The organism is Streptomyces sp. Z26 (assembly GCF_003665095.1).
Lineage (GTDB): Bacteria > Actinomycetota > Actinomycetes > Streptomycetales > Streptomycetaceae > Streptomyces > Streptomyces phytohabitans.
In genome coordinates, this window is sequence record NZ_RCHV01000002.1 from 1902963 (window position 1) to 1924990 (window position 22028).

Consider the following 22028-nt stretch of genomic DNA (forward strand, 5'->3'; position numbering starts at 1 on the left):
CCTGACCCCGCGCGCCCCCGACACGCGCCCCCGACGGTCACCCCCGCGTCAGGGCCTGGGCCGGGGGCGTGCGCAGGGCGCGGCGCGTGGGCAGCGCCGTCGTGGCGTACGCGATGCCCGCCACCGTCACCGCGACCGCGGGCAGCAGCCACACCGGGCCCGACGGCAGCGGCCGGTCGAGGAAGCCGACGCCGAGGAGGGCGAGGGGTACGGCGGACAGCAGCAGGCCGGTGCTGAGCGCGTAGCCGCAGACGAGCGCGGCCTCCCGCCGCATCATGGCCCTGACCTGCGCCGGGGTGGCGCCGATCAGTTGGAGCGTGGCGAACTCGTGGCGGCGCGCGGCCGTCGTGGCGACGAGCTTGTTGGCGATGCCGAGGAGGAGGTAGCCGAGGAGGACGGCCAGTACGGCGACGTTGATCCACAGCTCGGGCGGGGTGCCGCCGGACGCGTTCCAGCCGTCGTCCAGGGCCAGTTCGGGCCGCTCGTCGGCGAACGCGGCGAGCGCCGTACGGGCGGCGTCCGAACCGTCGGTGCGGACCAGCAGCTCCTGGTCGAGGCCGGTCGTGGTGTGGCCCGCCGCCAGGTCACGGGAGAGGGCGACGGGTCCGAGGCCGAGGCCGCGGGCGTACGTGGCGACCAGCCGGGCCCGTACGCGCGCGCCGTCCCCCAGCCGTACGGACACCTCGTCGCCGACGGACGCCTTCAACTGCCCGGCCGTCTCCCGGTCCAGGGCGACGGTCGCCCCCGACAGGTCGGCCAGGTCCCCCGACCGCACGTCGGGGTCCAGCACCTCGGGTGCCCCCGGCGTCAGGACGAGGGCCGAGCCGCTGCCGGTCTCCTCGCTGCCCGCGAAGTCGTACGTCCACAGTGCGGTCGTGGAGCTGACGGGTTCGGCGGCCCGTACGCCGGGGGTGTCCCGTACGGCGTCCGCGAGGTCGTCCGGCAGGCCGCCGAGGGCGGGGGCGGTGACGGTGAACTGCGCGCGCCCGGCGGCCTCGACGTCCGCGTCGGAGGCGGCGAGGACGGTGGTCTGCGTGAAGGCGTAGGTGAGGGTGAACACCACGGCCATGGCGAGGGTGGTGACGGCGCCCGCGACGCGCAGCGCGTAGCCGTGGCTGTTCGCGACCGCCAGCCACGCGGGGGCGGAGACGCGCGACGGCAGGCGGCGGGCCAGCGCCCCGGTCAGGCCGCGGACCAGTTCCGGGCCCGCCAGCGCGAGGCCGATCACGGCGACGATGCCGGACATGGCGGTGGACGCGGCGCCGATCTCCGTACGCGCCAGGAGCGGCGCGGCGGACAGCACGGTCGCGGCGACGATCAGCAGGAAGCCCGCGAAGGCGCGGCCCCTGGAGGGCGTACGGGGTTCGCTGCGGGACTCGGCGACGGCCTCCGTGGCGGGCATCCTCGACGTACGCCACGACGAGGCCCAGGCCGCCGCCCACACGACGGCGGACAGCAGCAGCGCGGCGGCGAGGGCGGGCAGCGGGCCGTGGGTGAGCGGCAGCGCGTCGGGCAACATGCCGACGTGGACGAGGAGTTGACGGAAGCGGCCCGCCAGCGGGTAGCCGAGGAGGATGCCGGGCACCAGCGTGACGGCGGTGACGAGCGCGGCCTGCGCGGCGGCGAGACGGCGGACCTGCCGGGGTACGGCGCCCACCGCGCGCATCAGGGCGAGGTCGCGGCGCTGGGCGGCGACCGACAGGGCGAGCGCGCCCGCGACGATGAAGCCGACGACCAGCACGGTGACGCCCGCGAGTGAACTCGCCAGCAAGGGAAGGACGTTGCGGGCGGCCAGCGCGTCGGGGGACTCCACGTCGCCGCGGCCGGGGCCGGTCGACACGGTGTAGCCGTCACCGCGGACGAGTCGGCGGGCCTGTTTGGCGACGGAGTCGCGGGCGTCCGGCTCGGTACGGAGCGCCACCAGGTCGACGGCGTCCGCGCGGTCGGCCGCGCGGTCGGCCTCGTCCGCGCGGTCGGCGGCGGCGCGCGCCCCGGCCGGGGCCTTGTCGCCCAACGCCCCCTCGCCGCCCGCGAGTCGGCGGGCCACCGGGTCCGCGAACCACACGCCGCCGCCGTCGGCCGTGACGACGCCCGACACCCGGTACGTGCCGCGCTGCCCGGCCGCGACCACCGTCAGCCGGTCCCCGGGGCGTACGCCCGCCGCCTCCGCCGTGGCCCCGTCCACGGCGACCTCGCCGGGCCCGGAGGGCGCCGCGCCCGCGAGCCGCGCACCGGTCGCGCCGGTCGCCGCGTCGGACGAGCCCGTACCGGCACCCGAACCCGTACCCGCGCCGTCCAGCAGGCCGGTCGACGACCAGCCGTGCCCGGCGCCCTCCGGGTCGGCGGCGGTCACGGGGCGGCCACGCGCGTCGAGCACGGCGGCGGGGAAGCTCACGTCCCCGACGGCCGTCTCGACGCCGGGCAGCCGCGCCAGCCGTTCGGCCAACCCGCCCGGCACGCGCGCCCGTTCGGGCAGCGCGAGCGGCGGTTCGCCGGTGTTCGGGCGGTACGACTGCGGGGCCGAGACGACCACGTCGGCGCGCGCCAGCCGGTCCACCGGCGCGTGCGACGACAGCCCGGACTCGGCGAGCACGCCGACGGAGGTGAGGACTGCGGCGCCGCCGAGCGTCGCGCAGGCGACGGCGACGAGCGCGGCGATCCGGTGCCGAGCCGTACGCAGGGCCAGATACAGCATCGTCCTACTCCGTTTCCAGCGTGGTGATGCGGTGCGCCAGCTCCGCCGCCGTCGGCGCGTCCACTGTGTCGACGACCCGCCCGTCGGCCATGACCAGCGCCCGGTCGGCGCGCGCGGCGGCGGCCGGGTCGTGGGTGACCATGACCACCGTCTGGCCGAGGTTCGCGACCAGGTCCCCGAGGAGGCCCAGCACCTCGCGCGCCGTACGCAGGTCCAGCGCGCCCGTCGGCTCGTCCGCGAAGACGACCGCCGGGCGGGACACCAACGCGCGGGCGATGGCGGCCCGTTGCTGCTGGCCGCCGGACAGCTCGGCCGGGCGGTGCGCCAACCGGCCGTCTAGGCCGACGCGTTCGACGAGCATGCGCAGCCACGCGCGGTCCGGCGCCTTCCCGGCCAGCCGCAGCGGCAGCGTGATGTTGTCCGCGACACTCAGCGACGGCACGAGGTTGTACGACTGGAACACGAACCCCACGCGGTCCCGCCGGAGTTCGGTGCGGCGCGTCTCGTCGAGGCCGCTGATCTCCGTACCGTCGATCCGCACGCCGCCCGACGTCGGCGCGTCCAGCCCGGCCGCGCAGTGCATCAGGGTGCTCTTGCCGGACCCGGAGGGCCCCATCACGGCGAGGAACGTGCCGGGGCGCACCGCGAGGGACACCTCGTGCAGGGCGGTCACGCCGCCCGCGTACGTCTTGGTGACGCGGTCCAGGGCCACGGCGGGCGTCTCCCGCGCCGCGTACGGGTCGGGCGCGGCGTACGGTCCTGCGGGCGCGGTCCTCATCGCCGCCGCCCGCGGTAGTGGTGGACGACGAGCGCGGTCGCGCAGGCCAGCGTGAGCAGCCCGAAGCCGATCCCGGCGGCGACGCTGGCGCCCGTACCGGAGAAGACGGCGTTCGCCGCCGCGCACACCACCAGCACCGTCCACAGCACGGGGCGCAGCCAGGCCCGCTCGGAAGGTACGGGTGCGGGGTCGGGGCCCGGGGCGGCGTGAACCGGCGCGGGCACACGGGGGTCGGGCACGTCGGTGAGGCGGTAGGGGTCCGGCACGGCGTCTCCTTCTCCGGGGCCGCCCGGCGGTGTGCCCACCGGCGGTTCCGGGGGGCCGTCCTGCGGCGGCTTTCGACGGTGGAAACGCTAGGAGCGGGACCCCTGCCCGTACGATCCCGTGGGCCGGTCAGCGGAGGTACAGCAGGCTGTACTCCTTCGCCCGCGGCCTGACACGCGGCGCGCGGGTGCCCTATCGTCACCGTTCCCGGCAGGGCACCTCCGCCCCCGGCGGAGCGGGAACGGGAGTGGCGATGCGTACCGATGCCGGGACGGGGGCGGACGCGGGTTCCGACCCGGGTGCCGACGCGCGGTCGGGGCCCGGCGCCGGGGCGCCGCGCCCGTCCGGTGGCCTGCGGCACGCCCTCGGCCGGGACGTACGGACCCGGGGCCGCATGTGCCTCGACGCGCTCGAACACCTCGTCGGCGGCCTCGGCACCGCCATCCTCGCGCTCGTCGGGCTGCTCTGGGTGGCCGCCGTGGCGCTGACCTGCCTGGTCGGCGTCGGCCTGCTGCTGGTGCCCCTCACCGCGCGCGGGGTGCACGCCGTGGCCGACCGCGAACGCGCCCGGCTGTCCCGCTGGGGCCCGGACGTCATCGGCCCGGCCCGGCCGCCGTCCGGCACCCGCGCCGTGCTCACCGACCCGGCCGTACGCCGCCAGGTGGGCTGGCTGGCCGCGCACTCCACGCTCGGCCTCGCCATCGGGCTGGTCGGTGTGACGTTGCCGTTCTCGGCCGTGCGGGACGTGACGTTCCCGCTGTACTGGCGGCTGATCCCGTCCGGCGACGCCGGCTACGCGCCGGAGTTCTGGGCCGTGCACGACTGGTGGGGCGTGCTGTCCGTGGTCCTCACCGGCCTCGGCTGGATCGCCGTGTTCGTCGGCTTCGGGCCGGGACTGGCCCGGTTGCAGGCGTGGCCCGGACGGCGGCTGCTGGCCGCGTCCCACGACACCGACCTGACGCTGCGCGTCGCGGAACTCACCGCGACCCGCGCCGCCGCCCTCGACGCGCACGCCGTCGAACTGCGCCGCATCGAACGCTCCCTGCACGACGGTACGCAGAACCGCCTCGTCGCCGTCTCCGTCCTCCTCGGCGCCGCCCGCCGCGCCGTCGCCCGCGACCCGGCCGCCGCCGACGCCGTGCTGGAACGCGCGCAGGACGCCGCCGAACAGGCCCTCGCCGAACTCCGTACCGTCGTCCGCGGCATACTGCCGCCCGTGCTCGCCGACCGCGGCCTGGCCGGTGCCCTCACCGGGCTCGCCGCCAACTGCGGGGTGCCGTGCCGCGCCGAGGTCGACGTGCCGGGGCGGTGCGCCGCGTCCGTCGAGGCCACCACGTACTTCGTCGTGGCCGAGGCGCTCACCAACGTGTCCCGGCACAGCGGCGCCCGGCAGGCAGCCGTGACCGTACGCAGGGAGGGCGGACGCCTCCTGCTGCGTGTCGAGGACGACGGGCACGGCGGTGCCGACGACACGCGCGGCTCCGGCCTCTCGGGGGTCCGGCGCCGCGTCGAGGCGCACGACGGGCGCCTCACCCTGACCAGCCCACCCGGTGGGCCGACGACACTCCAGGTGGAGCTGCCATGCGGATCGTGATCGCGGAGGACGACCTCCTGCTGCGGGAGGGCGTCGCGCTGCTGCTGCGCGCGGAGGGCCTGGACGTGGTGGCCACCACGGACGGCCCGGATACCTTCCTCGCGGCGGTGGACGAGCACCGTCCGGACGTCGCCATCGTGGACGTACGGATGCCGCCGACGCACACGGACGAGGGCATCGTCGCCGCCGTCGAGGCGCGGCGGCGGCTGCCGGGGCTGTCGGTGCTGGTGCTGTCGGCCTACGTGGAGCAGGCGTTCGCCACCGACCTGCTGTCCGAGGGCGCGAAGCGGCTCGGCTACCTGCTGAAGGAACGCGTGGGCCGCGTCGAGCAGTTCCTCGACGCGCTGCACCGCGTGGCCGACGGCGGTACGGCCATCGACCCGGAGGTCGTCGCGCAGCTCCTCACCCGCACCCGCGCGGACTCGGCGCTGGAACGGCTGAGCCCGCGCGAGCGGGAGGTGCTGGCGCTGATGGCCGAGGGCCTGGGCAACTCGACCATCGCGGAACGCCTCGTCGTCACCGACGGCGCCGTGCACAAGCACATCCGCCGGATCTTCGCCAAGCTCGACCTGTCCCCGACGGATCGCGTGGACCGCCGCGTCACCGCCGTGCTCCGCTACCTGGACGACACGCGCCGCGACTGAACTCCCGTACGGGGACGGGGGTTTCGGCCCGGCGCGCGCGTACGGGGGCGGCGGCGGTCCGCGCACGCCGGTGCCGTACGCCGCGGCCCGTACGCCCCGATCCGTACGTCCGGCTACCCGCGTTCCGGGTCGTGCGCGTCGAGGAACGCCTCCAGGCCCGCGAGGTCGTCGGAGTTGAGGAAGTCCACGTCCGCCGCGACGAGTTCGGCCCACAGCGCGTCGCGTGCCGCGCCCGCCGTGTCGGGCGTGGCCCAGAAGCGCACCGTCTGGCCGCGCCCGTGGGCCGTCGCGACGATGTCGCGCAGCTTCGCGCGCTCGGCCTCGGGGAAGGCGCCGGAACCGTTCCAGCCGAAGTGCTGCGTCCAGTTGTCGCTGATCAGCGCGATGAGCGAGGCGGGCGCGGCGGAGCCCAGGTCCGTGAGGCGCCCGTCGTAGAACGCCCGGCGCTCCGTCTGCTCCCCCATCGGCCCGCGCGCCGCGCGGTCGCCGGAGACGACGACGGTCACCGGGCCGCGTACCACCTCGCCGTCCCGGTACGTGGTGAACAGCTGCGGATAGGCGGCCAGTCGGCGGTCCAGCTCCAGGTACGTGGACGCGCCCTCCGTCTTCAGGTCGACGAGCAGCTGGAGGGAGGTGTCGTGACCCGCGTACACGGAACCGCCGTTGGCCTCGACGCGGGCCGCGAGGGGGTCGAGGTAGAGGGCTTCGAGGGTGCTGTCCGGGTCGCCCGAGTCGTGGCCGACCAGGAGTTGCCCGCCGACGAGGTGGATGTCCGCCTCGACGCTGCCGAAGCGGTGGTCGAGCGCGTCGAGCAGCGGGCGGGCGTGCTCGTAGTCGTTGTGCGCGTGGGCCCGTACGAGCGGGCGCGGGCCCTGTCGCGCACCGTCCGCCGCCCATGCCTGCGCGGGCAGGGCGACGGTGCCCGCGAAGGCGGCACCGAGGGCGGTGAGGGCTCTGCGGCGGGTGAGGAGGGGGGTCATGTCGTGCCTCCAGGAGTGTGGGGTGCCGGACGCGCCTCAGTGAGTATGCGCACCGTGGGGCGGAAAGACTCCTGTGGGGCGGTGAGTTGGCCGTCAGGCGGCCGTATGTTCACTTCACCGGCCCCCGGCCCCGGCCCCCGACCCCCGACATCCGGCATCCGCACGCCGAACGGGACCCCGCGCGTACGCCCCCACCCGTACGCCCGCCTCCGTAAGCCCCCCGTACGTCAGCCGAGCCGCGCCTGCGACATCGGGCGGGACGCGACGGCGTCGAGCGCCGCGCCCTGCTCGTCGTCGAGGACGAGCGTGCCCGCGGCGAGGTTCGCCTCCAGGTGCGCGACGCGCGAAGTGCCGGGAATCAGCAGCACGTTGGGGGCGCGGCGCAGCAGCCAGGCGAGGCCGACCTGTTCGGGGGTGCTGCCGAGCGACGCGGCGACGGCGCGTACGGCGGGCTCCTCGGTGACCTTCGGCAGGCCGGGGAAGCCGCTGCCGAGCGGGAAGAACGGCACCCACGCGACGCCCTCGGCCGCGCACAGCTCCAGCATGTCCTCGTTGTCGCGGGACACCATGCTGTACGCGTTCTGCACGCAGACGATCCCCGCGGGCAGCGCCCGCCGCAGCACCTCCATGGTCACCGCGCTGAGCCCGATCGCGCCGATCTTCCCCTCGTCGCGCAGCTCTGTCAGTACCGCCAACTGGTCCTCGACGTCCACCACTTGGTCCCCCTCGGCCGTGAGGCCGGGGCCGAGGTCGAGCCGCCGGAGGTTCACGATCGCGAGCCGGTCCGTACCGAGCGCGGCCAGATTGGCCTCGACGTCCGCGCGCAGCTGCTCGGGGCGCTGCGCCGGGCGCAGCGGCAGCGGGCCGTCCGGGTCGGGGGTGGCGCCGACCTTGGTCACGACGAGCACGCCGTCGTCGGGGCGTACGGCCTCGCGGATGAGGTCGTTGGTGAAGCCGTCGCCGTAGAACTGCGCGGTGTCGAGGTGGTCGACGCCCAGTTCCAGCGCGCGGCGCAGGACGGCGAGGGCGGCGGGGCGGTCGGCGTGCAGGCGTTCCAGCTGCATGACGCCGTAGCCGATGCGGGAGACGGTGCGTCCGGCGAACGCCCCGGCGCCACCGGGGCGCGCGGCGCCGGGTGCGGGGGTGTCCCGTGCTTCGGGTGTGGCCTGCGCGTCGGGGGTGCCGTGCGGGCTCGTGGGGCCGTGCGGGGTGCCGTTCTCGGGCATGGCGGAATCCCTCTCCGGGATGCGACGATAGGAGAAGCGGAGGTGTCTCCGCTAAGTCGACCGTAGCACTAACGGAGGTCCCTCCGCTTTGACTCGTCCCGAACGGGAGCCGCCGCGCGCCGCCCCCCGTACCGACCCGGTGGACCCGCCCGCGTCCGCGCCCGCACCCGCGTCCGGCGACACGCCCGCCGACCGGCCGCTGCGCGCTCACGCGCGGCGCAACCGGGAGAAGCTGCTCGCCGTCGCCCGCGCCCGGTTCGCGGAGTCCGGCGACGGCGTGCCGCTGGAGAACATCGCGCGCGAGGCGGGCGTCGGCATCGGCACGCTCTACCGCCACTTCCCCCAGCGCGAGGCGCTCGTCGAGGCCGTCTACGCCGCCGAGTTGGACGACCTCACGTCCAGCGCGCCCGGCCTCCTCGACCGGTGCGAGCCGGAGGAGGCGCTCCGCGCCTGGATGGACCGGTACGCGCTGTTCGCCGCCGCCAAGCGCGGCATGGCCGACACCATCCGCTCCGTCATCGCCTCGGGCCGCCTCCCGACCCCGGCCACGCGCGAACGCATCAACGCCGCCATCGCCACGATCCTCGCCGCCGGGGCCCGTACGGGCGGACTGCGCTCGGACGTCGAAGCCGACGACGTGACGGCGATGCTGCTCGGGGTGTTCCTGTCGACGGAGGCCACCAACTCCCCCGAGCGCACGGGCCCGTTGCTCGACCTGCTCGTCGACGCCCTGCGCCCCCGGACGTAGCCCCGCGCACCTGCCCGCCCCGCCCCCGGTCTGCCTTCGCCGCCGCCGCGACGGCCCGCCGTACGCTGAACGCCCGGCCGGGAGCGCCCCGTTCCGCCGCCGTACGAGGAGAGACACGAGCCATGATCTTCATCACCGCCAAGTTCCGCGTCCTGCCCGAACACGCGGACGCCTGGCCCGAGATCACCCGCGACTTCACGCGGGCGACGCGCGCGGAGGCCGGGTGCCTGTGGTTCGACTGGTCCCGCAGCGTCGAGGACCCGAACGAGTACGTGCTCGTCGAGGCGTTCCGCGACGACGCGGCCGAGGCGCACGTCACCTCGGCCCACTTCACCGAGGCGAAGCGCACCCTCCCCGCGTACCTCGCGGAGACCCCGCGCGTCGTCAACGCGTCGGTGCCGCAGGACGATTGGTCCCCGCTCGGCGAACTCGCCGTCGAGGACTGACCCGCCGACCGACCCCGGGACCGTCACCCGGCCGACGACGTACGGTCCCCCGCGCGCACCCGCCCGCGCCGCGCGCCCTGCCGGTGACGGGCGGGCGGGGCGGCGGCAGGATGGCGCCATGACGGACGACGACAGCACGGGCGGCGCCACGGCCGACGACTACGCCGACGTCTTCGGCGGCGACGACGACTTCCTGGAGAGCCACTGCGTCACCTACGTGGAGGGGCTGACCCCGGACGCGCTCCTGCGCGAACTCGGCGCGGAACCCGTACGTACCGGTCAACCCGTCGTCGGCATACGGCAGTTGCGGGAACTGACGACGCGGACCTGGACCCCGGAGCGGGACCCGAACCTCGTGGGCGCGGCAGGGCTCGGCGGGTGGACGGTGATGGTCGAGTACAACGGACTCGCGGGTACGGAACCGGGCCTCGTCGCGTCCCTGTCCCGTGGCCGCACCGTGGTCTCCCACGCCGCGAACGTCGCCGCGCCCGAACCCTTCCACTGGGCGCGCGACGGCGAGATCCGTACGACGCTGGGCGAGGGCCCGTTCGACCGCGGGGGTACGCGTCCCGACGCGCTGCTGGAGATCATGCGGCAGGTCGGCTACGGGCCGCTGCGGGCCCCGGACGAGGAGGAGTACGCGAGCTTCGCACTCGCCGCGTTCGCCCTGGCCGCCCGGCTGACCGGCGTGCGCCTCCACCGCGAGTGGCTCCGCACGACCCCGTTCACCTGCGGCATCGTGCCCCTGCCCGCCCCCGCGTGACGGACGGGGGACGACGCGGCACAGCGGCGCCGCGCGGGGGCGGCGACGCCGACTCCCCGCCCCCGTACGTCAGTCGGGGCGGCCGGTGTCGATGACGCAGAAGCGGTTGCCGTCCGGGTCGGCGAGGACGACGAAGTCGGCGTCGGCGGGGTAGTCGGCCCAGTCGACGCGCCGGGCGCCCAGGGCGAGCAGGCGCGTGACCTCGGCGGCCTGGGCGGCGGCGTCGCCCGCGTACAGGTCGAGGTGCACGCGGGGCCGCTCCTGTACGGGGGTGCCGCTGAGGCCGAGGGACAGCTGTACGCCCGTGCCCGTCGCCGGGACGAGCACCACCCAGTCGTCGTCCGGCGCCTCGCGGGGCACGTACCCGAGTGCCTCCGTCCAGAACGCCGTGGCCCGTGGCACGTCCGACACTCCCAGCACGACCGATCCGATGCGCAGCATGCGCCGATTCTCACCCGACGCGGACGGAGCGGCACCCGCGGCCGGGTCGGGTGGCGGTGGCGGTGGTCAGCGTCCCGTGCTTCCCGTACGTCGCGGTGAGTGGTGGCGGGCGAGGTGTCGGCGCAGCAGGTCACGGCCGTAGTCGCCGCCGTTGGGAGTGCGCACGATGGTGTGGACGTGGAACGGTTGGGGCTCGTCGTTGTCGAGGAAGACGCCTTGCTGGCAGTCGTACTCGATCAGGACGACGGGGCTGTGGACGCGGTAGTAGAAGGCGTCGTCGTCGCCGCTCCCGCCGATCCAGGCGACGTGCGTGTCGTCGAGGTGCCGCTCGACGCCTTCCATGAAGGCGGCGGCGGGGCCGTCGGGGAGTCGCCGGGCGTAGGTGTGCACCAGGTGGAGCAGCGACTCCCGTTGCCCGCCGGAGAGTTCACCGGCCGGCAGCCCCGCGTAGGGGATGACGCGGTTGTCCTGGGCGGCACCACCGAGGTGCCTGCCGTTGACCGGGTCGGCGAGTTCGGCGGGCAGGTCCCGCACCCGCATCGAGGTGTGGAGCACGGCCCGACGTTCCTGGTGGGGGCGCAGGCCGCGCCGCAGGTCGAGCCCGGCCGCCCGCTGGTCGTCGAACAGGCTCAGGCCCTGGTGGGTCCCGCGGTCGGCCTCGGTGGGCTCGGCGCCGATGAAGGTCGGGGTGAGGACGAGCTGCCGACCGACGATGAAGCAGTGCACGTCGAGGTGGTGGCCCCACAGCTGCCAGCCCCACGGCTCCGTCGCCGAGGGCGTACCGAACACCGCGAAGTGGTAACGGTATTCGGTGAGGGTGTCGCGGTACCGGTCGATCAACTCGCCGAGCGCGGCGTTGAGTTTCATCGCCGTCCGGGCCTCGGAGAATCCCGTGGCGGACAGGGAGGCCTCGACGACCGCGAGCGCACGCTCGCGGTGGGCGGGTTCGAGGTCGTCCAGGCACAGGCCGTGCGGGTCCCAGGTCGGAAAGGCGTTGATCCACATGCGCCATTCGTCCGCGTCGACGGCGAACAGGACGTTCTCGCGCCGCGCGGGGGTGAGGTGGTCGAGGAAGGCGATCGCCGCCCTGGTCGCGGGCTCGGGGTTCCAGTCCGTGTCCTGGAGGGCGAACAGATCGGGTACGACGTGCCCGTCCGTGGTGATGCCGACCAGCGGTTCCCTCGCCTTCTCCAGCACGGGCGGGAACAACTCCCGCGCCACCGCCCGGAGATGCGGCGGAAAGCCGTCGAGGTCCACCCGCGCGTCGTGGATCGGCAGCCCGGTGACGGGTCCGAATCCCCGGTACCGCGTCTTCTCGTGTGCGTCGTCGTCCATATCGGAGCATGCCTTTCTCCCGCTCGGGCACCGCGCGGTCGGACCGCAGCGGCGGGGCGGGGTTCTGTGGTGAGGGGTGCGGGGTGCCGGGGGGCGTCACCCGGCGTCGAACCGGGCGGTGTCCAGGCGTACGGGGCCGCCGCCGGTCGGTGTACGGGGGCCGCGGCCGGAGACCGCGCGACGGGTCGAGGCGCGTCGAGGCGTGTCGAGGCGCGTGCGTTCCGGCAGGGGTACGGGTGCGGGGGCGGGCGGTTCCACCGGCCCCCGGAGGGCTCGTGCGCGCGGGGCGGTCCGTGCTCCCCGTCACCCGCCGCACGCGCGGGACGGGAAGCGCGACCCCGCTGGAACGGTGGTGTCAGTGGCCGAGGTTGACCTGTTCCCTGCGGTGCTCGCCCTTCTCCATCAGGTCGACGAACCCGAGGGCGTAGTCGGCGGCGGAGATCCTGCCCCCGTCGTCCGGCCGCACCGCGACCTCGTCCCCGAGCCGGTAGCAGCCGAGGCGTTCGGCGGGCATCCGGGCGCCGAACCGGAGTGCCGGGCTCACGAAGACCCAGTCGAGTGTTGGGGGCGTGGCCGGGAGGTCCTCGATGACGACCGCCGCCCCGGCACGGATCTCGTCGTGCAGCTCCGCGGGGATGCCACCGAGGTCGGTGACGAAGCGGTCCGCGCCGGGCGCGGGACGCAGCGACGAGTAGCCGCCGACGACGTACAGGGGTATGCCCGCGGCATCGGCCAGCCGCGCGAGGGTGCGGTAGACGTCGCGGAAGGTGCCGGCCGTCGAGCCGCGCGGGGCGATCGCGCCCACGACCACGTCCGCGTCCGCCAGGAGCGCCGACAGGGCCGCCTCGTCGGTGGCGTCGACCTGGGCGTGGGTCACGTTCGGAACGGGGGCGTCGGGCAGCGAGCGGCTCACCGCGGTGACCTGGTGACCGCGCGCGGCGGCTTCCGCGACGATGGCCGAACCGGCATAGCCGGTACCGCCGATGACGACAACGCGAGACACGGGAGTGCCCTTCTACGGGAGGGATGGCGTCGGGCGACGACCTGCGATTACCGTACGAGTGCAGCTCTCCGGCGGAAAGAAGGCACTTTGTGGTAACCAACCCGGCCGACCCGGTGCTCCGTGGCAGCCCCTACCGCGCGGACTGTCCGACCCGCCACATCCTGGACCGCATCGGCGACCGGTGGACGGTGCTCATCGTGGGCGCCCTCTGGGACGGCACCGCCCGTTTCTCGGAGTTGCGCCGGCGCGTCGAAGGCGTCTCGCAGAAGATGCTCACCCAGACCCTCCGCGCCCTGGAACGGGACGGGCTCGTGCGACGCACCGTCCACCCCGAGGTCCCGGTGCGCGTCGAGTACGCGCTCACCGAGGCGGGCCGCACCCTGCACGAGCCGCTGCGCGCGTTGCAGCAGTGGGCGATCGCCCACGTCGGCGAGGTGGCGGCCTCCCAGGAGGCGTACGACCGCGCGAACCGTCCCGCGCCAGGCCCCACGGAGCGCGGCGCGTAACGCCCGCACACCCGCCGCTCCCCCGGCGGTCGCGGGCCCGTGCGCCCCGCGCGGCCCGAGGCGTACGAGCCCGGGGCGTACGGGCGCGCACCTCGCCGCGTACGGTCGGACGCGGAACAGCGGCAGCCCCGACACCGGCCCCGACACCACCCTGGAGAGCGCAGGTGCAGCACCTTCCGTACGGCGGGACCCCCGCCGCGACCCCGTCCGGGCCCGGCTCCGGGTCGCCGCCCGTCGAGACCGGGCCGGACGCGCTGCTGGCGCGGGCGCGGGCCCTGCGGGACCGGCCGGGCCGCGCCTTCCTCGGTCTCGCCGGGGCGCCCGCCTCCGGGAAGAGCACGCTCGCCGCGCTGCTCGCCGCCGAACTAGGGCCGCGTGCCTGCCTGTTGCCGATGGACGGCTTCCATCTGGCCGACTCCGTGCTCGTCGCGCTCGGCCGCCGGGACCGCAAGGGGGCACCCGACACGTTCGACGCCGCCGGGTTCGCCGCGCTGCTGGACCGGCTGCGGAACGGCGACGGGGCGGCGGGCGAGACGGTGTACGCGCCGCGCTTCCACCGGGACGTCGAGGACTCCGTCGCGGGCGAGATCGTCATCGGCCCGGAGGTGGAGCTGGTCGTCGCCGAGGGCAACTACCTGCTGCTGCCCGAAGGGCCCTGGGCACGCGTACGGCCGCTGCTGGACGAGAGCTGGTACGTGGAGCCGGACGAGGAGCTGCGGCTGCGGCGACTCGTGGCCCGGCACGTGGAGTTCGGCAAGTCGCCGGAGGACGCGCACGCCTGGGCGCACGGCAGCGACCAGGCGAACGCGGCGGTGATCGCCGCCACGCGCGCCCGCGCCGACCTGGTGGTACGGCTGGCGCCGGGGCCCGGCTGACCGGACGGACCGGCGGGCGCACCGGGCACCCGCACCCGTACCCGTACCGGCGACGGGCGCGCGTCAGTCCAGGTCGAGGACGGCTTTGCCGTGCAGGCGGCGTTCCAGCAGGGCCGTGACCGCCTCGTCCGCGCGCCGCCAGCCGCCGCGCCAGGTGATCTGCGGGTCGAGGGTGCCGTCGGTGACGCGTTCCGCGAGCCAGGCGAGGTCGGGCGCGAGGTCCGGGCAGCCGGGCAGGTAGAAGGTGGTGAGGGAGCGGCCGTGCCGCGTCTCGTCACCGAACAGCGCGGCGATCGGCAGGGTCACGGGCTCCTCGGTGGCGTGGCCGACGGCGACCAGCGTGCCCTGTCCTCGCAACGCGCCGAAGGCGGCGACGAGTTGAGGCCCGCCGACCAGGTCCAGCACGCCGTCCAGGGAACCGTCGGCCACCGCCTCCGGTGACGCGACCACCTCGTGCGCGCCGAGGGCGCGCAGGCCGTCGCCGTGCCGCTCCGGGTCGCCGGTCGAGGCGAGGACGTGCGCGCCGCCGAGCCGGGCGAGCTGCACCGCGTACCGGCCGACGCCGCCCGTCGCACCCGTGACCAGCACGCGGGCGCCGAGCAGCGGCCCCGTACGGCGGAGGGCGCGCAGGGCGCTGAGGCCCGCGACGGGCAGGGTGCTGAGCGCGCCGGGGTCGGCCCCGGCGGGGGCGACGCCGATCACGTCGGTGTCGACGGCGCGCAGTTCGGCCCAGGCGCCGCCCGCCGCGAAGGTGGCGACGGGCGTACCGGCGGGCGGGCCGGAGCCGTCGGCGGCGGCGCGTTCGACGACGCCCGCCGCGTCCCAGCCGGGGACGGTGCCGTCGGGTGCCTCCGCGAGGAGGTGTTTGACCTCGCCGAAGTTGAGGGAGACGGCGGCCACCCGGACGAGCGCCTGGTGCGGGGCGGGTACGGGCGGGGCGGTCTCACCGAGGCGGAGTCCGGTGGGGGTGGCGTGGTCGACGAGCAGGGCGCGCATGGGAGTTGCCTTTCGACGCGTACGGCACGGGTGCGGGAACGGGCGCGCCCGGTGTCGGTGGCACGACCACCCTCCCCCCATTTATGCCACTGAGTGGCACAAGCCTGCAAGTGGCGTTTGCCTCCGCGCTACACTCGACCCGTGACACCCGCCTCCCGTACCCCCGCCGCGCCCCCCGCGCCGCCGCTCCGCGAGCGCAAGAAGCAGCGGACGCGGCAGACGCTGATCGACACCGCTCTGACGCTGTTCACGCGGCGCGGCTTCGGCAGCGTCACACTGGACGAGCTGTGCGCCGAGGTGGAGGTGTCGAAGCGCACCTTCTTCCGGTACTTCACCAGCAAGGAGGACGTGGCGCTGGCCCCGCTGCACGACGTGTGGCGGGCGTACCAGGGGGAGTTGGCGGCGCGCCTCGACGCGCTGCGCGCGACCGGCGACGCGGCGGACGCCGTACGGACGACCGGCTCGGACGGGCCGCAGACGCTGCTGCACCTGATGCGGGACGCGCTGCTGGCCGCGCTGGACCGCACCGCCGCCGACACGGACTGGACGCGGCGGGCCCTGCTCAGCCACCGGCTGGCGGAGCGGACCCCGTCGATGGTCGCGCACGGGCTGCACTTCTGCGAGCGCACCACGGGCGACGTACTGGAGCTGCTGCACGGCGCCCTCGTGCTCGACGGGCCCGACGACCCGCGCCCCCGTTTCGCCGGGGAGATGCTGCTGTCCGCGCACCGCCACGCGCTCGCCACCTGGTCCGCGCGGGCGGGCGCCGACCCGGAACCGGCCCCGGCGGACGTACCGGACGAGGCCCAACTCGCCGCGCTCGTACGGGAGTCCGTCGCCGCCCTCGCGGACGGCCTGGCGCTCACGGCGACGCCGCGACGTACCGGCTGAGCGGTACGCCGCGGCGCGCGTGCCCGGCGGCACGGGGCTGCCCGGTGTTACGGGGCGCCCGTGATCTGGAACTGCGAGCCCGGCTCGACGACCACGTCGCCCTTCGCGGAGTCGGTGATCGTCACGTCCGTGAGCGTCGCGCTGCCGCGCGCGCCGCCGTGGGCGAGGATGCCCGCGCCGTTGTTGGAGCTGTCGATGGTGACGCCGCTGATCGACGCGTCCGGTACGGCGCCGCCGCCCGACTTGAACTGGATGCCGTCGTACGTCGAGTCGTGGATCTCGGTGTCCTTCACCGTGACGCCGGGGATGTCCTGGCCCGCCGCGAAGAGCGTGATCGCGCCGAACTCCTGCGCCTCGCCCCAGAAGGCGCCGCCGCAGCGGTACAGCGCGTTGCCCGACAGCACCGTCTCGCCGGAGAACGGCAGCGGGTCGTGGTCCGTCGCCAGCATGATGCCGGGGTAGTTCATGGTGTCGGAGATCAGGTTGTCCTCGGCCTTGTTGCCGTAACCGCCGTAGATCGCGATGCCGTTGGCGCGCCAGGGCAGCTGGACCGTGTTGCCGCTGAACGTGTTGTCGTGGCCGACGTCCACGGCCGGGTCCTTCACGTAGCGGTTGGCCCAGACGGCGAGCGCGTCGTCCCCGGTGGTGCGGAACGAGGAGTCGGTGACGCGCGAGTTACGGGTGCCGTTGGTGAAGTTGATGCCGTCGGCGTACGTGTTGCGCACCCGCATGCCGGTGAACTCCAGGCCGTCGCCCGGCCCCCACAGCTCGGGGATGTTGCTGTGGTCGCGGCCGACCCACACGCCGACGTTGGCGTGCTCGATCCACACGCGGGAGATCTTCGTGTTCTCGCCGAAGCGCCCGTTCAGGCCGACGCCGCCCTCGGCGCCGCCGTCACCGCCGCGGATGGTGCCGGAGCCGAAGATGGCCAGGTCGGAGATCTGCGTGTCGCCGTCGATGTCGAAGCCGAAGTTGCCCTCGTGCGGGTGGTTGATGCCGCCCGCCTCGTGCGGCGGGGTCAGCGAGTAGAGCTGCGAGTGCCACATGCCCGCGCCCCGTACGGTGACGTCGCGGATGCCCACCTGGTTGAACTCGCCGCGGTCCTGCGGGTCGTCGGTGAGGATCTTCTGCTCCTGGCGCCACTGGCCCGGCGGTATCCAGACGCAGTCGATGGCGCCGTTCTGGTCGTCGGTGACGGCCTGTTGGAGCGCCTCGGTGTCGTCCTCGCCGTCGTCCGGCACCGCGCCGTACTCGGTGATCGAGGTGCACTCGGCGGGCTTCTCCGCGGGCGGCGCCACCTGCTCCAGGTCGACGAGGTCGACGATCTGGTACGCGGCGTCGTCGTCGGCGTCGCGCTGGAGCCGGAACGTGCTGCCCGCCGGGTAGCTCTCCGCCAGCAGCGCGTGGGACTCGTCGAACAGCCGCCGCGCGTCGCCGCCCGGGGTGTTCGTCAGCCCCTCGGGGTCGTCGCTGCTGCCGTACAACCAGCTGTGCTTGGACGACAGGTCGATCTTCTGCACGAACTCGTCGTTCACGTACAGGCTGAGGGTGGTGTCCGCTCCCCCGCCGCCCGGAGCGTCGGGGACGGAGTTGCGGACGACGATCGAGTTGGCGGCCGCGGTGGAGGTGAACTCCACGAACTGGCCGGTGCCGTCGAGCCGTACGGACCGCCGCCCGGACGACTCCGTCGCGAAGTTGGTGTGCCCGAAGGTGCGCTTGGCGTCGGTCTCCAGCAGGGTGCCGTCGAACTCGGCGGCCTCCGCCTCCAGTTCGACGTACGGGAGGTCCGCACCGGCCCGCGCGGCGGGGGCGGCGCTCGCGGCGCTCGCGTGGGCGGCGGGCTCGGCCGCGGCGGAGAGCGGTACGAGGGTGGCGGCGACGAGACCGGCGAGGGATGCGCCGGTGAGCAGTCGTCGTCTGGGATGCGTCCGTTTCATGGGTGTCCTCGCCTCATGCCGGTGGTGGGGGTGGGGTGGTGGAACCGGTCACGGCAGGGAGGTGCAGAGAGGGACAAACATGACACCTGCCGCGTCGTTGCAAGGTGAAGGCTGAGATTTGAGCTGCTGAGTCAATCTCTTGCGGACTGGCAGTCAGAGTTTTCAAGCAGGTTCCGGCTTTGTCAACAGCCCGCGCACGCCGCCCCGCTGGCGCACGGGCACGGCGAAGGACCTCCCGGTACCGGGAGGTCGGCCGGGAGGGGTCGGGTCAGCCGCGGGGCGCGTACATGATGACGGCCATCCCCACGAGGCAGACCAGCGCGCCCACGACGTCGAAGCGGTCGGGCCGGTAGCCGTCCGCGACCATGCCCCAGGCGAGCGAACCGGCCACGAACACCCCGCCGTACGCCGCCAGGATGCGCCCGAAGTTCTCGTCGGACTGGAAGGTCGCCACCACCCCGTACAGGCCGAGCGCGAGCACGCCCGCGCCCACCCAGGCCCAGCCCCGGTGCTCGCGGAGGCCCTGCCACACGAGCCAGGCGCCCCCGATCTCGAGGAGCGCGGCGACGGCGAACAGGGCGACGGAACGGGCGACGAGCACGGTACGGACTCCTCCGCGAGCAGGGGTGGGGGCGGGGCGGGCGCCGGTCAGACGGGCGGGCCGAACACCTCCGCGAGCAGGGCGGTCCCCTCCGGCGGCGCCTGTACGCGCAGGCGCAGGCGGGGGCCGTCGAGGCGCGGGACGAAGTCGAGGAAGGGGCAGCGGCGTTGCTCGGTGGCGGCCGACTCCGCGACGGCACCGGCCCGTTCGGCGCTCTCGTAGGAGCGCGGCGTGATGGCCGGGACGCCGGGGCGCGCGGCGAGCTGGGAGATCCGCATCGTGCTCACGCCACCGACCGTAGACCTTCCACCCGACCCGGAGGTCAGGGCCCGTGTCGGACGGGGCGCGGCGTGGAACCCGGTGCGGCACGTCAGGCGCGCGGAGGGTCCGCGGGCGCGGGCGACGGACGGAGGCACCATGCCGCGGAGGGCGACGACCGGTCGGGTACGGCAGCGGAACGGGAACGCCGGGGAGTGCGCGTGAGCGGCACGGACACGGGCCCGCGGGGCACGGGCACGGTCCGCGCCCGGCACCTCAGCACGGCCGACACCCTCGGCGTCGCGCTGCGCGTGCTCGCGCCCGCCGTGGCGGAGGGGCCGGTGCTGCGTCGGCCGCGCGCGATGGCACTGGCCGAACGGTTCGCGTGGGACCGCCGCGCGGTCGACCTGCTCGCGCGGCTGCGCGACCGGTACGACGCGGGCGTGCTGGCCTGCTCGCTCGGCGGGCGGCGCGTGGCGCTGGTCCTCGACCCCGAGGAGGCGCGGCGCGTGCTGGAGGGGACGCCGGTGCCGTTCAGCCCGGCGACCGCGGAGAAACGGGGCGCGCTGCGGCGGTTCCAGCCGCACGGCTCGCTGGTCACGGAGCCCGGCGAGCTGCGTACGGTGCGGCGGCGGGTGAACGAGGCGGCGCTCCAGCCGGGCGCGGAGTTCCACCGGGCGGCGGCCCGTATCCAGTCGGCGGTGCACGAGGAGCTGTCCGGCCTGGCGCGGGAGGCGTCAGCCGGGCGCTTCGGGCGGGTCCCCGCCACCGGCCACGACGGGGACGGTGGGGACGGCGGGAACGGGCACGACGGGCATGACGGTGGCGGATCGCTGGACTGGGCCTCCTTCGAGGCGGCGTGGTGGCGGGCCGTACGGCGGACCGTCTTCGGCGACACCGCCCGCGACGACACCGAGCTGATCACGCTGCTCGCCCGGCTGCGCGGCGCCGGGAACTGGGCGGGGTTCGCGCCGCAGCACCGCGCCGTACGGGCCCGCTTCCTCGCGCGGCTGCGGGAGCGGGCCGCGCACGCCGACCCCGAGAGCCTGGCGGGCTCGCTGCCCCGGCAGTCGCCGGACGCGTACGGACCGGACGCGTACGGACCGGACGCGGTGGACGCGTACGGACCGGACGCGGTGGACCCGTACGGGCAGGTCGCGCACTGGCTGTTCGCGTTCGACGCCGCGGGCATGGCCGTGTTCCGGACGCTGGCGGTGCTGGGTACGCACCCGGACCACCGCGAGCGCGCGCTCCACGAGGCGGACCGTACGGGCGCCGGGGACGCGCCGGGGCCGGGCGCGGGCGATCCGCCGTGGGAACTGGGCTTCCTCCGGACGTGCGTCCTCGACACCGTACGGCTGTGGCCCACGACACCGCTGCTGCTGCGCGAGACGACGCACGCCGCGCCCTGCGGCGACGCGGTGCTGCCGCCGGGCACGCTGGTGCTGCTCCACACGCCGTACCTGCACCGGGGCGAGCGGGCCGCGCCGTACGGCGACCGGTTCGCGCCCGAGCTGTGGCGGGACGGCGGTACGCAGGCGCCGTGGCCGGGCCTCGTCCCGTTCAGCGCCGGTCCCGGCCGCTGTCCGGGGCGGGACGTGGTGCTGCTGGCGTCCGCGACCTCCCTCGCCGGGCTGCTGGCGCGGCACGACGCGGCCCCGGCGCCCGGCACGCTGCCGGGGCCGGAAGATCCGCTGCCCGCGACGCTGGACCACTTCGCGCTGCGGTTCGCCGTACGGCCGCGCTGAGCGACCGTACGGCGGCGGGCCCCGCCGTCAGGCCGGTGGCGGCGGCCCGTCCGTGCCGCAGCGCGCGCGTACCCAGTCGTGGAACTCCCCGATGTGGTGCTCGCTGGGCACGAGGACGCCGCCGTGCCGGTAGGCGCGGGACCCCATCACCTGCTGGCAGCGCTCGCACGCGTCGAAGTCCTGCTCGTTCACGCGGTGGAACAGCTCCACGGAACGGGTCAGGTCCCGGCCGTCCGCCACGACCTGCGGGAGGTAGAGCCAGTCGCACTCCACGCGCGTACGGTCCGGGGCCGTCGGATACATGCGGTGCACGATGACGTGGTCGGGCACGAGGTTGAGGAACACCTGCGGCCGTACGGTGATCGCGTAGTAGCGGCGGTCCTGGTCCGCGCCCACGCCGGGGAGGGTGTCCAGGCCGTCGCCGCCGTCCACGGTGAAGCCGCTGACCTCGTCACCGAACGCGGCGCCGTGCCCCACGTAGTACTGCGCGGCGAAGCCGTCGGCGAACTCCGGCAGCACCTCGGTGAGTTCGGGGTGGATGGTGGCGCAGTGGTAGCACTCCATGAAGTTCTCGATGATGAGCTTCCAGTTGGCCCGCACGTCGTACGTGACGCGGCGGCCCAGCTCCAGCGACTCCACGTCCCAGCGGTCCACGGCGTCCGCGTCCCCGAGGCGTGCGGTGACCGCGCCGATCACGTCGTCCTCGAAGGACGGTGGTTCGTCCGCGAGGCACACCCAGACGTAGCCGAGCCATTCGCGCACGTGCACCTTCACGAGGCCGTACTCGGTACGGTCGATGTCCGGCATGCTCGTCAGGTTGGGGGCGGCGATCAGCTTGCCGTCCAGGTCGTAGGTCCAGGCGTGGTACGGGCACTGGAAGTTGCGCCGCACCTCGCCCTCCGGCTCGGTGCAGAGTTTGGCGCCGCGGTGGCGGCAGATGTTGAGGAAGGCGCGTACGGCGCCGCCGCGCGAACGCGAGACGAGCACGCTCTCCCGGCCCACGGGCACCGTACGGAAGGCGCCGGGCCGCGCGAGGTCGGCTGAGCGCACGGCGCAGAACCACATCTGCTCGAAGAGGTGCCGCTGTTCGCGCGCGAAGACGTCGGGGTCGGTGTAGTGGTGGCCGGGCAGCGTCGGGATGAGGCTGTCCGGCAGGGCGCGCGCGCCGGGCTCGCCGGACGGGCCGGGGGCGCCGCCGGAGGAGCCGTTGATGCCGGTGGTCGTGGTCATGTCGCACCTCGTGTGTCGTCAAGGCGGGGAGCGGTACGGGTGGTGCGGTCGGGGTGGCCGGTGCGTCGC

22 protein-coding genes are annotated in these 22028 nt (G+C 75.1%); 9 read left to right on the plus strand and 13 right to left on the minus strand.

All coding sequences use genetic code 11. The features are described from left to right. Positions 1-37: 37 nt before the first annotated feature. The 3 genes from D7M15_RS08360 to D7M15_RS28715 are packed head-to-tail and all read right to left on the minus strand — an operon-like array spanning position 38 to position 3739. Complete coding sequence (locus D7M15_RS08360; protein WP_121516910.1) at positions 38-2695, minus strand: ABC transporter permease; 2658 nt, start codon at positions 2693-2695, stop codon at positions 38-40. Between the two features lie 4 nt (positions 2696-2699). Further along, positions 2700-3473, minus strand: a complete 774-nt coding sequence (locus D7M15_RS08365) for an ABC transporter ATP-binding protein (RefSeq protein WP_121516911.1) — start codon at positions 3471-3473, stop codon at positions 2700-2702. Next, positions 3470-3739, minus strand: coding sequence for a hypothetical protein (locus D7M15_RS28715; RefSeq protein ID WP_206337525.1), 270 nt, complete (start codon positions 3737-3739; stop codon positions 3470-3472). Before D7M15_RS28715 ends, D7M15_RS08365 begins: the two co-directional genes overlap by 4 nt. Before the next feature lie 392 nt (positions 3740-4131). Between D7M15_RS28715 and D7M15_RS08375 the strand changes: the two genes are divergently transcribed. Both D7M15_RS08375 and D7M15_RS08380 read left to right on the plus strand, forming a co-directional pair. After that, entirely contained in the window at positions 4132-5331 is a 1200-nt protein-coding gene (locus D7M15_RS08375) for a sensor histidine kinase (RefSeq protein ID WP_240649601.1), read from the plus strand. Continuing rightward, positions 5319-5975 (plus strand): response regulator transcription factor, encoded by a 657-nt coding sequence (locus D7M15_RS08380; protein ID WP_121516913.1) that lies wholly within the window; start codon positions 5319-5321, stop codon positions 5973-5975. The genes D7M15_RS08375 and D7M15_RS08380 overlap by 13 nt, the downstream gene beginning before the upstream one ends. Before the next feature lie 113 nt (positions 5976-6088). On the opposite strand, the gene D7M15_RS08385 is transcribed toward D7M15_RS08380, so the two are convergent. Further along, positions 6089-6955 carry a phosphatidylinositol-specific phospholipase C/glycerophosphodiester phosphodiesterase family protein gene (locus D7M15_RS08385; protein ID WP_121516914.1) on the minus strand — a complete coding sequence of 289 codons (867 nt, stop codon included), beginning with the start codon at positions 6953-6955 and terminating at the stop codon, positions 6089-6091. A 227-nt stretch (positions 6956-7182) separates the two neighbouring features. Beyond that, the gene (locus D7M15_RS08390; RefSeq protein ID WP_121516915.1) at positions 7183-8181 is read right to left on the minus strand and encodes an aldo/keto reductase; all 999 of its coding nucleotides are present in this window, start codon (positions 8179-8181) and stop codon (positions 7183-7185) included. Positions 8182-8380: 199 nt separating this feature from the next. On the opposite strand from D7M15_RS08390, the gene D7M15_RS08395 reads away from it, so the two are divergent. The 3 genes from D7M15_RS08395 (at position 8381) to D7M15_RS08405 (ending at position 10138) form a co-directional block, all read left to right on the plus strand. Further along, positions 8381-8929, plus strand: a complete 549-nt coding sequence (locus D7M15_RS08395; protein WP_240649603.1) for a TetR/AcrR family transcriptional regulator — start codon at positions 8381-8383, stop codon at positions 8927-8929. A gap of 122 nt (positions 8930-9051) precedes the next feature. Further along, complete coding sequence (locus D7M15_RS08400; RefSeq protein WP_121516917.1) at positions 9052-9375, plus strand: putative quinol monooxygenase; 324 nt, start codon at positions 9052-9054, stop codon at positions 9373-9375. A gap of 118 nt (positions 9376-9493) precedes the next feature. Further along, positions 9494-10138: a DUF6461 domain-containing protein gene (locus tag D7M15_RS08405; RefSeq protein ID WP_121516918.1), complete on the plus strand. Its 645-nt coding sequence runs from the start codon at positions 9494-9496 to the stop codon at positions 10136-10138. Positions 10139-10207: 69 nt separating this feature from the next. Here D7M15_RS08405 and D7M15_RS08410 read toward each other — a convergent pair whose 3' ends face one another. The 3 genes from D7M15_RS08410 to D7M15_RS08420 form a co-directional block, all read right to left on the minus strand. Further along, entirely contained in the window at positions 10208-10579 is a 372-nt protein-coding gene (locus tag D7M15_RS08410; protein WP_121516919.1) for a VOC family protein, read from the minus strand. A gap of 66 nt (positions 10580-10645) precedes the next feature. After that, entirely contained in the window at positions 10646-11914 is a 1269-nt protein-coding gene (locus tag D7M15_RS08415) for a DUF3500 domain-containing protein (RefSeq protein WP_121516920.1), read from the minus strand. A gap of 355 nt (positions 11915-12269) precedes the next feature. Beyond that, complete coding sequence (locus D7M15_RS08420; RefSeq protein WP_121516921.1) at positions 12270-12917, minus strand: NAD(P)H-binding protein; 648 nt, start codon at positions 12915-12917, stop codon at positions 12270-12272. A gap of 89 nt (positions 12918-13006) precedes the next feature. On the opposite strand from D7M15_RS08420, the gene D7M15_RS08425 reads away from it, so the two are divergent. Both D7M15_RS08425 and D7M15_RS08430 read left to right on the plus strand, forming a co-directional pair. Then, complete coding sequence (locus D7M15_RS08425; RefSeq protein WP_240649189.1) at positions 13007-13423, plus strand: helix-turn-helix domain-containing protein; 417 nt, start codon at positions 13007-13009, stop codon at positions 13421-13423. 254 nt (positions 13424-13677) lie between these two features. Further along, a complete protein-coding gene (locus D7M15_RS08430; RefSeq protein WP_206337464.1) occupies positions 13678-14298 on the plus strand; it encodes a nucleoside/nucleotide kinase family protein in 621 nt (206 codons plus the stop codon). 63 nt (positions 14299-14361) lie between these two features. Here the strand turns inward: D7M15_RS08430 and D7M15_RS08435 are convergent, their stop codons facing one another. Beyond that, on the minus strand, positions 14362-15294 hold the full coding sequence (locus D7M15_RS08435; RefSeq protein ID WP_121516924.1) for a zinc-binding dehydrogenase: 933 nt from the start codon (positions 15292-15294) through the stop codon (positions 14362-14364). A gap of 141 nt (positions 15295-15435) precedes the next feature. Here D7M15_RS08435 and D7M15_RS08440 point away from each other — a divergent pair, with 141 nt between their 5' ends. Beyond that, positions 15436-16185: a TetR family transcriptional regulator gene (locus D7M15_RS08440; RefSeq protein ID WP_121516925.1), complete on the plus strand. Its 750-nt coding sequence runs from the start codon at positions 15436-15438 to the stop codon at positions 16183-16185. 47 nt (positions 16186-16232) lie between these two features. Here the strand turns inward: D7M15_RS08440 and D7M15_RS08445 are convergent, their stop codons facing one another. The 3 genes from D7M15_RS08445 to D7M15_RS08455 form a co-directional block, all read right to left on the minus strand. Then, positions 16233-18122: a glycosyl hydrolase family 28-related protein gene (locus D7M15_RS08445; RefSeq protein WP_121516926.1), complete on the minus strand. Its 1890-nt coding sequence runs from the start codon at positions 18120-18122 to the stop codon at positions 16233-16235. 268 nt (positions 18123-18390) lie between these two features. Then, complete coding sequence (locus D7M15_RS08450; protein ID WP_121516927.1) at positions 18391-18723, minus strand: YnfA family protein; 333 nt, start codon at positions 18721-18723, stop codon at positions 18391-18393. 47 nt (positions 18724-18770) lie between these two features. Further along, a complete protein-coding gene (locus tag D7M15_RS08455; protein ID WP_127201720.1) occupies positions 18771-19010 on the minus strand; it encodes a hypothetical protein in 240 nt (79 codons plus the stop codon). A 192-nt stretch (positions 19011-19202) separates the two neighbouring features. On the opposite strand from D7M15_RS08455, the gene D7M15_RS08460 reads away from it, so the two are divergent. After that, complete coding sequence (locus D7M15_RS08460) at positions 19203-20729, plus strand: cytochrome P450 (RefSeq protein WP_240649190.1); 1527 nt, start codon at positions 19203-19205, stop codon at positions 20727-20729. Positions 20730-20756: 27 nt separating this feature from the next. On the opposite strand, the gene D7M15_RS08465 is transcribed toward D7M15_RS08460, so the two are convergent. Next, positions 20757-21959, minus strand: a complete 1203-nt coding sequence (locus D7M15_RS08465) for an aromatic ring-hydroxylating dioxygenase subunit alpha (protein ID WP_121516929.1) — start codon at positions 21957-21959, stop codon at positions 20757-20759. Between the last annotated feature and the right edge of the window lie 69 nt (positions 21960-22028).